The organism is Streptococcus sp. 9.1 (assembly GCF_016648815.1).
In the GTDB taxonomy this organism is placed as follows: domain Bacteria; phylum Bacillota; class Bacilli; order Lactobacillales; family Streptococcaceae; genus Streptococcus; species Streptococcus salivarius_E.
On sequence record NZ_JACLQS010000012.1, the window covers coordinates 13,911 to 28,256 of the forward strand.

14 protein-coding genes are annotated in these 14,346 nt (G+C 39.2%); 11 read left to right on the forward strand and 3 right to left on the reverse strand.

What is annotated here, in order from left to right; translation table 11 throughout:
* Nucleotides 1-293: 293 nt before the first annotated feature.
* Nucleotides 294-839, reverse strand: coding sequence for a DUF3278 domain-containing protein (locus H7T93_RS07835; RefSeq protein WP_021145165.1), 546 nt, complete (start codon nucleotides 837-839; stop codon nucleotides 294-296).
* Nucleotides 840-865: 26 nt separating this feature from the next.
* Entirely contained in the window at nucleotides 866-1,063 is a 198-nt protein-coding gene (locus H7T93_RS07840; protein WP_021145166.1) for a helix-turn-helix transcriptional regulator, read from the reverse strand.
* A gap of 439 nt (nucleotides 1,064-1,502) precedes the next feature.
* Between H7T93_RS07840 and pheS the strand changes: the two genes are divergently transcribed.
* From pheS to H7T93_RS07865, 5 genes are all read left to right on the forward strand, one after another.
* Complete coding sequence (gene pheS, locus H7T93_RS07845; protein ID WP_014633009.1) at nucleotides 1,503-2,546, forward strand: phenylalanine--tRNA ligase subunit alpha; 1,044 nt, start codon at nucleotides 1,503-1,505, stop codon at nucleotides 2,544-2,546.
* 16 nt (nucleotides 2,547-2,562) lie between these two features.
* Nucleotides 2,563-3,081, forward strand: coding sequence for a GNAT family N-acetyltransferase (locus H7T93_RS07850; RefSeq protein ID WP_048790451.1), 519 nt, complete (start codon nucleotides 2,563-2,565; stop codon nucleotides 3,079-3,081).
* A 365-nt stretch (nucleotides 3,082-3,446) separates the two neighbouring features.
* Nucleotides 3,447-5,855, forward strand: coding sequence for a phenylalanine--tRNA ligase subunit beta (pheT, locus tag H7T93_RS07855; RefSeq protein WP_201041751.1), 2,409 nt, complete (start codon nucleotides 3,447-3,449; stop codon nucleotides 5,853-5,855).
* A 68-nt stretch (nucleotides 5,856-5,923) separates the two neighbouring features.
* The gene (locus H7T93_RS07860) at nucleotides 5,924-6,505 is read left to right on the forward strand and encodes a hypothetical protein (RefSeq protein WP_048790449.1); all 582 of its coding nucleotides are present in this window, start codon (nucleotides 5,924-5,926) and stop codon (nucleotides 6,503-6,505) included.
* A gap of 91 nt (nucleotides 6,506-6,596) precedes the next feature.
* Nucleotides 6,597-6,935, forward strand: a complete 339-nt coding sequence (locus H7T93_RS07865) for an ATP cone domain-containing protein (RefSeq protein ID WP_002891184.1) — start codon at nucleotides 6,597-6,599, stop codon at nucleotides 6,933-6,935.
* 40 nt (nucleotides 6,936-6,975) lie between these two features.
* Here the strand turns inward: H7T93_RS07865 and H7T93_RS07870 are convergent, their stop codons facing one another.
* Nucleotides 6,976-8,241 (reverse strand): PLP-dependent aminotransferase family protein, encoded by a 1,266-nt coding sequence (locus H7T93_RS07870; RefSeq protein WP_048790448.1) that lies wholly within the window; start codon nucleotides 8,239-8,241, stop codon nucleotides 6,976-6,978.
* A gap of 159 nt (nucleotides 8,242-8,400) precedes the next feature.
* Here H7T93_RS07870 and H7T93_RS07875 point away from each other — a divergent pair, with 159 nt between their 5' ends.
* The 6 genes from H7T93_RS07875 to nox all read left to right on the forward strand — a co-directional run bounded on the left by H7T93_RS07875 (nucleotide 8,401) and on the right by nox (nucleotide 14,295).
* Nucleotides 8,401-8,931 (forward strand): DUF5067 domain-containing protein, encoded by a 531-nt coding sequence (locus tag H7T93_RS07875; protein WP_022496466.1) that lies wholly within the window; start codon nucleotides 8,401-8,403, stop codon nucleotides 8,929-8,931.
* Nucleotides 8,932-9,068: 137 nt separating this feature from the next.
* Nucleotides 9,069-9,578, forward strand: coding sequence for an ECF transporter S component (locus tag H7T93_RS07880; protein ID WP_004182063.1), 510 nt, complete (start codon nucleotides 9,069-9,071; stop codon nucleotides 9,576-9,578).
* The gene (locus H7T93_RS07885) at nucleotides 9,579-10,436 is read left to right on the forward strand and encodes a pyridoxamine kinase (RefSeq protein ID WP_070577316.1); all 858 of its coding nucleotides are present in this window, start codon (nucleotides 9,579-9,581) and stop codon (nucleotides 10,434-10,436) included. It begins immediately after the preceding gene.
* Complete coding sequence (locus H7T93_RS07890; protein ID WP_070577315.1) at nucleotides 10,426-10,956, forward strand: ECF transporter S component; 531 nt, start codon at nucleotides 10,426-10,428, stop codon at nucleotides 10,954-10,956. The genes H7T93_RS07885 and H7T93_RS07890 overlap by 11 nt, the downstream gene beginning before the upstream one ends.
* A 138-nt stretch (nucleotides 10,957-11,094) precedes the next feature.
* Nucleotides 11,095-12,633 (forward strand): ABC-F family ATP-binding cassette domain-containing protein, encoded by a 1,539-nt coding sequence (locus H7T93_RS07895; protein ID WP_004182134.1) that lies wholly within the window; start codon nucleotides 11,095-11,097, stop codon nucleotides 12,631-12,633.
* Between the two features lie 288 nt (nucleotides 12,634-12,921).
* A complete protein-coding gene (nox, locus tag H7T93_RS07900; RefSeq protein WP_070577314.1) occupies nucleotides 12,922-14,295 on the forward strand; it encodes a H2O-forming NADH oxidase in 1,374 nt (457 codons plus the stop codon).
* Nucleotides 14,296-14,346 lie beyond the last annotated feature (51 nt).

The following is a 14,346-nucleotide window of genomic DNA, read 5'->3' on the forward strand; positions in this document are numbered from 1 at the left end:
AGTTTGCGCTTTCAAAATTACGCAATCGATTGCGTAAAATGGCTTAACAAAGGCTATGATTAGGATTTTAGGGTTTATGAGAGAGAGGGCGACTTGTCATTTCCCACTGACATGTTACAATATTTAAGGAAATGTCATATGGGGATATGGTGTTTTTTGAAGTTAGTTATAGTGTATGTGTTAAGATACGATTTTCTGGACACATTTAGGCTTCGCGTATACAAGTCTAAGAAGTCTTCTTTCGAGCGAAAAATCCAGGCTGGGAAACCTGGATTTTTCTTTGTCTTTTTAGTTTATTGGTCACCTTTCTCAGCTTGAGATTTGGCTTGTTTGATACCAGCATTGACCAAGCCCTGCATGATAGCCCCAAAAAGGATAGCTTCAAAAATGCCTGATAGCATATTATGGATTGAGAATAATTCTGTCAAATAGTCTTTATTGTCAACTAAGAAGTGAACTAGGGGCATGCCTAAGAACATGCTAATCCCAAAGTATAAACCTGACTTAAGCCCCACGTGCTTAAGTTGTTTTTTCTCTTTCTCAGTCAGTTCTTCCTCGTCAAAAGCATTAACAGCACTTATCTTTAACTTATAAGTAAGGATGCTGCTAACTAACAGAATGATAATCAAGAGGAGGATAGGATAAATACGAGCTACAAGTTCGGGATACTTAAAGCCTATAAGAAAGGCAATACAATTACCACAAAGTAAGGTAAAGAAAAGAACTATGAAAGCTATGTTACCCATTCGATCAACCTGTTGGCGCTTTTGTTCATCTAAAGGACCAGTAATACCGTAAAAACGTTTGATTAGTTTGTCAGTGAAGGTTTCTTTAACCATGATTTACCTCTTTCTATCTTTTATCTTTATTCGCCATTTCCATCCCAAAAGAGACTGTTAAGATCTGTGTCTAGTGCTTTAGCTAGATTTAGACAGAGCTCCAGTGTTGGGTTATATTTGTTATTTTCAATCATATTAATGGTCTGTCGGGAAACACCAATAGATTTTGCGAGTTCTAATTGCGAAAGCCCCATATTCTTTCTAAATTCCCTGACCTGATTCATAATGGGCCTCCTTCTGAAAGACAAGCTAATGTGTTGCTGTAAGTCGCAATTTATTAATTATGTCAACTTTATCTGACATAATTGTAGCAAATTTGTATAGGTGTGTCAATTATCTTAGACATATTTTCCATTTTGGCATTAACTAAAGGATTCTTTGTCAGCTCTTGAAAGCTTTTTGTTTTTTTGGTAAAATTGATAGTAATTGAATAGAAGTCGTAGAGACTAGTAACCTTATGGAAATTGACAGGGATTGGAGGTCATGGACTGGAAGCCTCCTCAAGGGAAGTTCGGCGAATTCACTCATGAAAACGACTGACGAATCAAGGTCTGGGTAACCAGATAAAAAACGGATGGTACCGCGTGTCAACGCTCCGGGTTGGAGTTTTGGCATGTGGTTTTTTGTTTGCGATTCGAAATTGTTACATCAGAAAGGAATCTCATGGATTTACAAACACAATTGCAAGAGTTGAAAACATCAACGCAGGCTAAATTGGCTGAAATGCGTGGTGAACACTCTAAAGAATTACAAGAATTGCGTGTTGCAGTTTTGGGTAAAAAAGGCTCTTTGACGGATCTTTTGAAGGGGCTTAAAGACCTTCCTAATGAAGAACGCCCTAAAGTTGGTAAAATGGTCAACGAAGTTCGTGACGTTTTGACTGAAGCTTTTGACGAAGCCGCTAAAATTGTTGAAGCCGCTAAAATTCAAGCACAACTTGACTCTGAAAGTCTTGACGTAACCCTTCCTGGACGCCAAGTCAAACTTGGAAACCGTCATATTCTTAGCCAAACAGCTGAAGAAATCGAAGACATTTTCTTAGGGATGGGCTTCCAAATCGTTGATGGTTTTGAAGTTGAGACTGACTACTATAACTTTGAACGTATGAACTTGCCTAAGGACCACCCAGCGCGTGATATGCAAGATACCTTCTACATTACTGAAGAAATTTTGCTTCGTACTCACACAAGTCCTGTCCAAGCTCGTACACTTGATAAACACGATTTTTCTAAAGGTCCACTTAAGATGATCTCACCAGGACGTGTTTTCCGTCGTGATACAGATGATGCGACTCACAGTCACCAGTTCCACCAAATCGAAGGTTTGGTCGTTGGTAAAAACATCTCAATGGGTGATCTTAAGGGAACGCTTGAAATGATTATCCAAAAAATGTTTGGTGCAGAACGTCAAATCCGTTTGCGTCCATCTTACTTCCCATTCACTGAGCCTTCAGTTGAGGTTGACGTGTCATGCTTCAAGTGTGGTGGTAAAGGATGTAACGTATGTAAGAAGACAGGTTGGATTGAGATCCTGGGTGCTGGTATGGTTCACCCACAAGTGCTTGAGATGTCTGGTGTCGATTCTGAAGAATATTCAGGTTTCGCCTTTGGTCTTGGTCAAGAACGTATTGCCATGCTTCGTTATGGTATCAACGACATTCGTGGTTTCTACCAAGGGGATGTTCGCTTCTCAGAACAGTTTAAATAAGGTTTAGGAGGTTGTCATGTCAGTCGTTATTCGTAAGGTTCTTCCGGAAGAAGTAGCAGAATTAAAAGTTCTCTCCGAAGATACCTTTAGAGAGACTTTTGCTCATGATAATACCGAAGACCAGTTGCAAGGTTACTTTGATACCGCACTTTCTGAGGAAGTTCTCTTAGATGAAATCACTCATGAAGAATCGCGATACTTTTTCATTCTCGTTGATGGTGAAAAGGCAGGTTTTCTAAAGACCAATGTTGGTTCTGCTCAAACAGAGCAGCATTTGGACAATGCCTTTCAAATTCAACGAATTTATATCAGTCAGGCCTTCCAAGGCATGGGTTTGGGTAAGCAACTCTTTGAATTTGCGTTGCAGGAAGCCCGTGATCTAGGTTGTGATTGGGCCTGGTTGGGTGTTTGGGAAAGAAATTTCAAAGCACAGATATTTTACGATAAATATGGCTTTGAAAAATTTGCAGAACACAATTTTCCGGTCGGTGACGGTAAAGTAGACTGTGACTGGTTGCTTAAATTAAAACTATAAACCGATTATTAAGTTGATAGAGAGGAGTTTATAAGGCGATTAAACGTGTCAGTTCGTCTTTCTCTTATATCAGCTATACATATTCCTATATTACAGAAAGGATTTGAACCCGCCCTAAGTAGAGGTTTAAATTCTTCTCTCATTTATCAGTTGAACTGATAATTTTACAGAAAGGATTTGAATACGACCTCAAAGTTCGAGATTAGTTGTTTTTGAATCTGAATGTTTTGTACCTAATCATACAGAAAGGATTTGAACCCGCCCTAAGCTCTGGGCAAAAAAGATAAAGGCTCCTAGGTGCTGATGCACCAACGTTGCCTTTCCTATTTTTGCTGAGAGCTATTAACGGGCTTGGTATCATTATTATGCTAGTTAGTTATAAATGGTTAAAAGAGTTGGTTGATGTGGATGTTACCACTGCTGAACTCGCTGAAAAAATGTCGACGACAGGTATTGAAGTGGAGGGTGTTGAAACACCTGCTGAAGGCTTGTCTAAATTGGTTGTTGGTCATGTCTTGTCATGTGAAGATGTGCCTGAAACACACTTGCACTTGTGTCAAGTAGATACAGGAGATGCTGAAGGTCCACGTCAAATTGTTTGTGGAGCTCCAAATGTCACTGCTGGAATCAAGGTAATTGTTGCCATTCCTGGTGCACGCATTGCGGACAATTACAAAATTAAAAAAGGGAAGATTCGAGGCATGGAATCTCTCGGTATGATCTGTTCTTTGGCAGAACTTGGACTTCCAGATAGCATTATTCCTAAGGAATTTGCAGATGGTATCCAAATTTTGCCAGAAGATGCCGTACCTGGAGATAGCATCTTCCCATATCTTGACCTTGATGATGAAATCATCGAATTGTCAATCACACCTAACCGTGCGGATGCTCTTTCTATGCGTGGTGTGGCACATGAAGTCGCTGCATTCTATGGAAAATCTGTTCACTTCCCAGAAAAAACGGTTACTGAAGACAGTAAACCAGCTTCTGATAAGATTTCAGTAGCCATCGAAAGTGATAAAGTGGCTACTTATGCTAGTCGTGTGGTTGAGAATGTTACTGTTCAACCAAGTCCACAATGGTTGCAAAACCTTCTTATGAATGCTGGTATCCGTCCAATCAACAACGTGGTTGACGTGACAAACTATGTTCTTCTTTACTTTGGACAACCAATGCATGCCTTCGATTTGGATAAATTTGAAGATTCACGTATCGTTGCCCGTGATGCCCGTGATGGTGAAAAATTAGTCACTCTCGATGGTGAAGAACGTGAATTGACTGCTGAAGATATTGTTATTACAGTTGCTGACAAACCAGTTGCCCTCGCAGGTGTTATGGGTGGCGCTTCAACTGAAATTGACAACAATTCTAAAAATGTCGTTCTCGAAGCTGCTGTTTTTGATGGAAAATCAGTTCGTAAGACAAGTAGCCGTCTCAACCTTCGTTCAGAATCATCATCACGTTTTGAAAAAGGTATCAATAATGATACTGTCCTTGAAGCCCTTGATTTTGCTGCAGCTATGTTGCAAGAATTGGCAAATGGAACGGTTCTTGCAGGCCGTGTTCAAGCGGGGTCAGTTGATACAGAGCCAGTTCAAGTTTCTACAAGCCTTGACTACGTGAATGTTCGCCTTGGTACAGAATTGACTTTTGCGGATATTGAAGATGTGTTTGCAAAACTTGGTTTTGGATTGACTGGTGATGCTGATAAATTCACAGTATCTGTACCACGTCGTCGTTGGGATATCAGCATCCAAGCAGACTTGGTTGAGGAAATTGCACGTATCTACGGCTATGAAAAATTGCCTACGACACTTCCAGAAGCAGCAGGAACAGCCGGTGAATTGACTGAAACACAAGCACTTCGCCGTAAGGTTCGTACCATTGCTGAAGGTGCTGGATTGACTGAAATCATCTCATATGCTTTGACAACACCTGAAAAAGCTGTTGAATTTGCTGTGACACCTACTAACTTGACTGAGTTGATGTGGCCAATGACTGTCGACCGTTCAGCCCTCCGTCAGAACATGGTTTCTGGCATGCTTGATACGGTTGCTTACAATGTTAACCGTAAGAATAGTAACGTTGCTATTTATGAAATCGGTAAGGTCTTTGAACAAAATGGTAATCCAAAAGAGGAATTGCCAAATGAAATCAATACCTTTGCCTTCGCTATTTCTGGTCTTGTAGCTGAAAAAGATTTCCAAACCCAAGCAACGCCTGTTGATTTCTTCTATGCCAAAGGTATCGTTGAAGCTCTCTTTGATAAACTTGAAGTTTCAGTTGACTATGTACCGACAAAAGACCTAGCAAGTATGCACCCAGGTCGTACAGCTGCTATTGTCCTTGATGGTCAAACGATTGGATTCCTTGGTCAAGTTCACCCACAAACTGCTAAAAACTACGGTATTCCAGAAACTTATGTGGCTGAAATTAACCTTAGTGCTGTAGAAGCAGCCTTGCAACCGGCTCAACCATTTGTTGAAATCACAAAATTCCCTGCAGTATCACGTGATATCGCCCTTCTTCTCAAGGCAGAAATCACTCATCAAGAAGTTCTTGATGCTATCTACTCTGCAGGAGTGAAACGCTTGGTTGCCGTTAAACTCTTCGACGTTTACGCAGGAGAAAAACTTGGTGCTGGAATGAAATCAATGGCTTATAGCCTTACCTTCCAAAATCCAAATGACAACCTCACAGACGAAGAAGTTGCCAAATACATGGAAAAAATCACCAAAGCTCTTACTGAGAAAGTCGAAGCAGAAGTACGTTAATAGTTAAAAAATCCATCTGAGAAGATGGATTTTTAAGTGACTAGACTATGTTACAAAAAGGAGTTAATTTGTTTTTAGAGTTTTTTGACGGTGTATGGGGACACTACACTTTTGAATCTGATAAAGTCAATGTTCTGATTGATGGTTTACCCAGCTTTGCTTATCCCTTGGGGCAAGTAATATTTGTATTATTAGTCTACAGGTTACTCGTTCATCAATATTTTAAAAAATTTTTAACCATGTCACCTCAGGATATTTGGGCTTGGCATAAAGAAACGTTCCGCAAAAGTAAATTATCTTTCATTGTCATACCAATAGTTTATCTGTTCGTTTTCGGGATGACCTATGTTTTAGTTGATGATGTTTTGGCTACCGTCACTATTTACAAAGACTATAGAGGCCCTATAGCTAAAACCATTGATGGTCAAGTTGAACAAATAGATATTAGTCATGTTGGGACAAAAACGAGTAGTGCTAGGATTAATGCTCACTTTGTAAGCTCTGACGGGCAGACTTATGACATTCACCTGATAAACGGTGACAAGAGAATCGCTAATTATATGCGCCATCATGAGTCAGAGTCCTACACAGCAACCCTTTCCTTTGATAAACATGGCAAACCAGTTTACATTTCTAAATTCTGGGAATAAGCAGTCTGGATAGCTCTTTCAGGGATTTGCACTTGACAAATATGTAAATTCTCTGCATAATAAAAGAAAAAGCCATGAAAAGAGGGTAGCCATGCAAATTATTAAACGTAATGGTCAAGTTGCTGAATTTGATCCTGATAAAATTTACCAAGCCATCTTAAAAGCAGCACAGACTGTGTATGTTCTCGACGATACTTGGCGCCAAAACCTTGCTCAAGTTACGAAAAAAGTAGTGCTTGATCTTCAAGATGCTCAGGTAGAACGCCCAACCATTAATATGATTCAGTCATTGGTTGAAAATCGTCTCATGGAAGCAGGCTTTATCAATATTGCTGAGCATTATATTTCATACCGTTTGCAACGAGATTTGGAGCGTAACGGTTATGGTGACAAAGTAATTGTACACCTACGCTTTGAGCAAACTAAATAAACAAAAGCCATCAAGCGATGGCTTTTGTTGTGTCTAATTGTCACTTTGTCTTTTTTAAAATTTTTATAAAGGATTCCAGTTCCTGTCCATGACCTATCTGCAGATAAGTTTCAGAAGTTGGTCTAATAAAGGATGATTCTAAAAAACGAATCTGCTTGTGGGCTTTGAATTTTTCAAGTGAAAACTCCTTAGGAAGTTGCCAGGTCACATGTCTAGGGGAAATCTGATAAGGAATGCTAACCTTAGATTTGTCAATGATTGCTTGACTTTTAGCCATGTTTTGTTGAAAGAGGTCACCAAGTTTCTTAATGTTTTTTTGGAACATGCCATTTTCGAGATAAACGGAAAGTGCTTTTTGCATGATGAGATTGGTATCATAGTCAATAAGTCCCTTGTGGCTCAAAAAGGTAGACTTAAGATTAGGAGGTAAAACAAGGCTACCTAGGCGCAAACCTGGAAAAAGGGTCATGGAGAAGGATTTGATATAGATGGTCTGATTTTGAGTATCATAGTAGTGAATAGGGAGATTTTTACTATCACTAAAGTCTCCCATATAGTCATCCTCGACGATATAAACATTATACTGATTGGCAAGTTGGGCTAGCTTTTCTTTTTCGCTAGAATTATAGCTTAATCCGAGAGGATTGGAGTAACGACTGATAGTATAGAAGAACTTAATCTGTCCAGATTTAAAGTACTCTTCCAAGCGGTCAAAATCCAAACCATCAAAACCACGGTTTATCGTCTCGTAAACTAGATTTTGACGGTTGACAAGCTGGTTCATGCGATGATAGGTAGGTTGTTCTAAAAGAATTTTGTGGCCACCATTACCAAAATCCATCTGTGAAAGGATATAGAGGGCCTGTTGACTTCCTGAGGTTATGACAATCTGGTCCGAATTGACATAAATATCGTCAGCAATTAATCGACTCTTTAAGGCTTCAAGCAAATCTTTGAGTCCAGCTTGTTCATGATAATAGTTGAAGAGGTAGTCCTGATGACCCGCCAAACTTTCATCCAAACAAAGTTTAAAATCCTCGTAGGCCAATTGATTGTAATCGTTAAGGTTAAGAAGGACCTTATTATCGACTTCATTGCGTCCTTCGAGAACATAATAGCCACTTTTGGGTACGGCGTAAATATAGTTTTGATACTTGAGTTCCAAGAGTGCTCTTTGGGCTGTATCCTTACTACAGGCATAAGTCTGGCTAAGTTGACGAATAGAGGGGAGCTTACTCCCTTTTTTTAAAGTACCATTTTGGATATCTTTGATAATGGTCTCGACAATATCTTGATAAATACTCATAACTGACCCCTTACAGATTTTTCCTTATTTTACCTTACTTCCCTTGTCAGAGCAATAGGCCCAGAGAAATTTGACAAGATTATTAGATTTTGACATAATAAGAAGGTTGTAAGGTAAAACTAAATTCCCCTTTCAAACAAGTTTAAGGAGATTATAAGAATGACTTTAAAGAAAATCTTAGGACTTCTCGCTCTTGCTTGCTTAACAATCATCGGTTTGTCAGCTTGCACACCTGAGAAGGAACCTACTTGGACCTACGATAAAAACAAAATGCTATTTACGGGACAAGATGCTAGCGTACAAGTTCTTTCTGCAAATAAAATCGAATCACCTGAAGGTCAAAAAGCTGTACGCGTTCACTATAAACTTAGCAACTCAAGTAAAGAAACAATGAATGCCTACACTCTTTTGATGAAAGTTGTCCTTGATGTGAAACAAGAAAAGGAAGAAGTAAAGGTTGCTACAATGGTCTTTTCTCAGGATGATGACCGAGATAAGATGGCTAATAAGACCAAGATTGCACCTAAGGAAGTCAAAGAAGTCGTTGTTGACTATGCCGTTGAAGACTTTGATCATGATTTGGTTATTGATTTCTCAGACTACGGTACAGAAGCGAATGCGACTGCTAAACTTTCACTCCAAAATCTTGAGAAGGCACCTGTAAAATATTTTGATAAGAAAGCTCAATAAGATTTATCACCACATACTTGTGTGGTGTTTTTTGTTGTCTAAAATCTGTACCCGGACAGTAGCTAAAATACTATCTTGTTTAATCGTCAGAATTTTCATAAACTTAGACTATATTTATTTATCAAGGAGTTTTAGGTATGTCAGCAAAACGTTTAACCCTCTCTGCTTTTTTCATGGCACTTGTGATTATTTTGAGTTCTAGTCTCTTATCCATCCCTGTACCGGGTGGTCATTTCTATTTTAATGGGATTGTTATTTTCCTAGTTGGTTTAATTTTCCCACCTACAGAAGCAGTGATTATTGCAGGTATAGGTTCCTTCATCGGAGATTTTCTCTTTTACCCTCTTCCTATGTGGGTAACTCTAGTGACCCATAGCCTTCAAGTTCTTGCTATTGCACTTGTCGTTGGTGGTCGTTTAGGTAAATTGAGTAAATCTAGGGCTGCTCTTGGTCTCTTGCTCGGGGCTATTATTGATTTAGTTGGTTATGGTTTGGGAAGAGCCTTTATCTATGGAACACCAGCAGTTGCTATTATGAAAATTCCTTTTGATGTAATTGCTGCGATAATTGGTTTGGGCTTGGCCTATTATATTTATTTCCATACCGGATTTGTTAAACAGTTTAAAAAAGTTTGGGACGAAAAATAGATGGCTACAGTGATTGTTGCTAATGACCTTGTTGGGGTGGGTAAGGTTGCTTTGACTAGTAGCCTCCCTATCATGTCAGCCTGTCAAACTGAAGTCCTTCCTTTACCAACAGTTCTTTTATCTTCGCATACAGGGGAGTTTGAGAATATCTATATGCGGGATCTTACGGATGACCTGAAGGGATTCTATAAGCAGTGGGAGCACTTGGATTTTACAGTAGATGGCTTAGTAAGTGGTTATTTTAAGTCAAGAGAAGAACTAAAAATTGTAGGTCAATTGGCTCGTGATAAACGGATAGCTCTCTTTGTTGACCCTATTATGGGTGACAATGGTCGTCTCTATCAAGGTTTTGATATGGAATATGTAGAAGCTATGAAAGATTTTTGTCAGCAGGCAGATGCTATCATTCCCAATCTGACAGAAGCCTCTTTGTTAACGGATTCTCCCTATCTAGAAGTAGGTTCCTATGATAAGGCCACTGTTGATAAGCTTCTGCGAGATTTGACTAAGCTTGGACCTCGGAAGGTTGTCTTAACAGGTATTTCATTCGAGGAAGGCAAAATTGGTTTGGCTTATTTTGATAAAGAGACCAATAAAACGACTTATCTTATGAGGAAAAGCTATAAGTCTCACTTTTATGGCAGTGGAGATCTTGTAACAGCTGTCTTGGCATCAGGCTATTTTCATCATCTGAATTTACTAAAAGTAGCTAATCTTGCCTTAGATTTCATGGATCAGGTCTTGTCTTCAACCCTAGCTAGTGGTCGTCCTTTAAAATATGGTCTCTGCTATGAGCCCCATATCGGTTATTTATTTAGTGGTTTTAATGCCCTATTGGAGGAGAAAAATGAAAAGTGATAAAACACGTGAATTAGTTGAATTGAGTTTGTACGCAGCTCTAATTATTGTTAGTGTACAGTTCATTCGTATTCCTTTTGGACCTCAATTTGTCCATTTGGGAAATGCTCTGGTTGTGATTGCTGTGTTGATTTTCGGAGCTAGGAAAGGTGCGCTAGTCGCAACAGTGGGCCTAGGCTTATTTGATATTTTCAATGGTTATGCTGCTGAGGTTTGGATTACTATTTTAGAATCTTTGATTGTTTGTTTTGTTCTCTATCTTGTTTTTGAAAAGCTACTCAAATCAAATGACAAAATGATGAACATCATTATTGTTGGCGTGATAGCTGCAGTAACCAAAATTATTTTGAATTTTGTTAAGTATACGATTATTAATAGTGTCGTTGCGGCTATACCACTAAATGCTGCCATGGCATTGGCACTTACTAAAATTGGTGGGACCTTTGGGACATCAGTAGTGACAATCATTGCAGTTCCGCTCCTGTATCCTGTCTTCAAACGTATTTTACAGAAACATTAAGGATTTAGCAGGTTTGTCCTGCTTTTTCTTTTTAATTTTCCAGAAGCAGAGGTCCAAATTTTCACTAAAAAATGGTAAAATAGTAAAGTTAATGTCAAGAAAGGAAAGGGCTGAAAGCAGGTTTAGCCCAGATATACTATGTCTATTTTAGAAGTCAAAAATCTTAGTCACGGATTTGGTGACCGTGCTATTTTTGAAAATGTCTCATTCCGTTTGCTCAAAGGTGAGCATATCGGTCTTGTCGGTGCTAACGGTGAAGGAAAGTCAACCTTCATGTCTATCGTTACTGGAAAATTGCAACCAGATGAAGGTAAGGTAGAGTGGTCTAAGTATGTTACAGCGGGTTACTTGGATCAGCATGCAGTTCTTGAAAAGGGAATGACAGTTCGTGATGTCCTTCGTACGGCTTTTGATGAGCTTTTTAAAACTGAAGAACGCATCAACGAAATTTACATGTCTATGGCTGAAGAGGGTGCTGATGTTGATGCTCTGATGGAAGAAGTAGGAGAGCTTCAGGATCGCTTGGAAACGCGTGATTTCTATACATTAGATGCTAAGATTGATGAGGTTGCTCGTGCTCTTGGTGTCATGGATTTTGGTATGGACACAGATGTAACAGACCTTTCAGGTGGTCAACGTACCAAGATTCTCTTGGCCAAGTTGCTACTTGAAAAACCAGATATCTTGCTTCTCGACGAGCCAACCAACTATTTGGATGCAGAACACATTGCCTGGCTTAAACGTTACCTTCAGGAGTATGAAAATGCCTTTGTTCTTATTTCGCATGATATTCCGTTCCTAAACGATGTGATTAACATTGTCTATCATGTTGAAAATCAAGACTTGGTTCGCTATGCAGGTGATTATGATAATTTCCAATCTGTCTATGCTATGAAAAAGGCACAATTGGAAGCTGCCTATGAACGTCAGCAGAAAGAAATTGCAGACCTTCAGGATTTTGTTAACCGTAACAAGGCGCGTGTTGCTACGCGAAATATGGCCATGTCTCGTCAGAAGAAATTGGATAAGATGGAAATTATTGAATTGCAGGCTGAGAAGCCAAAACCTGAATTCCATTTCAAGGAAAGCCGTACACCTGGACGTTTTATTTTCCAAACCAAAGACCTCGTTATTGGTTACGACCGCCCTTTGACCAAGGCTCCTTTGAATCTAACCTTCGAACGTAATCAAAAAGTAGCTATCGTGGGTGCCAATGGTATCGGTAAGACTACTTTGCTTAAGAGCCTGCTTGGTATTATTCAACCACTAGAAGGAGAAGTTGAAACAGGTGACTTTATTGACCTAGGTTACTTCGAGCAAGAAGCAGAAGGGTCACGTCAGACGCCTCTTGAAGCGGTTTGGGATGCCTTCCCAGCCTTAAATCAAGCTGAGGTCCGTGCGGCTCTAGCCAAATGCGGATTAACCTCTAAGCATATTGAAAGCCAAATTCAAGTGCTTTCAGGTGGAGAACAGGCTAAAGTTCGCTTCTGTCTCCTTATGAATCGTGAAAATAATGTTCTTGTTCTGGATGAACCTACCAACCACTTGGATGTTGACGCCAAGGATGAATTGAAGCGTGCCCTTCAGGCCTTCAAGGGCAGTATCCTTATGGTATGTCACGAACCAGAATTTTATGAAGGTTGGACAGACGTTTGGGATTTTAATGAGTTAGTATAGAGATAAAAGAGTGTTGACATTCTCTAAAGAGAAAGTTACTCACTCTTTTTTTATATTTTAAAGCAAAGTAACTTTCTAGGATTTGGTAAGACAGTGATGGTGTTAAGAAAGGTAACCGTCATCATAAAGTGTTTTTCTACCTATTTTGACATGATCTACTTGGGTTTTGAGCATAGAAACTTAATTTGTTCAAAAAGTAACAAAGTCTGAGCATAAAAGGTGTAACCGTTTTCCGATTATGGTAGAATAAAATAGTAAACTATTATCAAAAGAAAGTTGGATAAACTTATGTCAAAAATCGTAGTTGTTGGTGCTAACCACGCTGGTACTTTTAGTATTAATACTATTCTCGATAATTACGGAGACCAAAATGAAGTAGTTGTTTTCGACCAAAACTCTAACATTTCATTCTTGGGTTGTGGTATGGCTCTTTGGATCGGTAATCAGATTTCTGGTTCAGACGGACTCTTCTATGCAACAAAAGAAGGTCTTGAAAGCAAAGGTGCTAAAGTTTACATGAACTCACCAGTTGAGTCAATTGACTTTGATGCTAAAACTGTCACAGCTCTTGTCGATGGTAAAGAGCATGTTGAATCATATGATAAATTGATTTTGGCTACTGGCTCACAACCAATCTTGCCTCCAATCGAAGGTGCTGAAATCAAAGAAGGTAGCCGTACTTTCGAAGCAACACTTGAAAACCTTCAATTTGTTAAACTTTTCCAAAACGCTCAAGAAGTTATTGATAAGTTGAACGACAAATCTCAAGATATCAAACGTGTAGCGGTTGTAGGTGCTGGTTACATTGGTGTTGAATTGGCTGAAGCTTTCCAACGTCATGGAAAAGAAGTTATCCTTATCGACGTTGTTGATACATGTTTGGCTGGTTATTATGACCATGATTTGACTGAACTTATGGCTAAAAATATGGAAAGCCACGGTATTAAATTGGCATTTGGTGAAACTGTTAAGGCAGTTGAAGGAGATACTAAAGTTGAACGTATCGTCACTGATAAAAATGCTTACGATGTCGACATGGTTGTCCTTGCAGTAGGTTTCCGTCCTAACACAGCTCTTGGTGCTGGTAAATTGGACACATTCCGTAATGGCGCTTACCTTGTTAATAAGAAACAAGAAACATCAATCAAAGACGTTTATGCAGTTGGTGACTGTGCTACCGTTTATGACAATGCTCTTGAAGATGTGAACTACATTGCCTTGGCTTCAAACGCTGTTCGTTCAGGTATTGTCGGTGGTCATAATGCCGGTGGTGGCGATGTTGAATCAAACGGTGTTCAAGGATCAAATGGTATCTCAATCTATGGTTTGAACATGGTATCTACTGGTTTGACAGAAGAAAAAGCAAAACGCTTTGGCTTCAATCCAGCAGTAGTAGAATCAACAGATCTTCAAAAAGCTGCCTTCATGGAAGATGAAAATGAAGACGTTACAATCAAGATTGTCTATGACAAAGATACACGCAAAGTTCTTGGTGCTCAAATGGTATCACGCATGGACATCTCTATGGGAATCCATATGTTCTCATTGGCTATCCAAGAAGGTGTAACTATTGACCGTCTTCAATTGCTTGATTTGTTCTTCTTGCCACACTTTAACCAACCGCTTAGCTATATTGCTAAAGCAGCTATCTCAGCTAAATAATTTTAAACAGCTAATTCAGTCGAATTAGCTGTTTTTTCTTTTTTTAATACG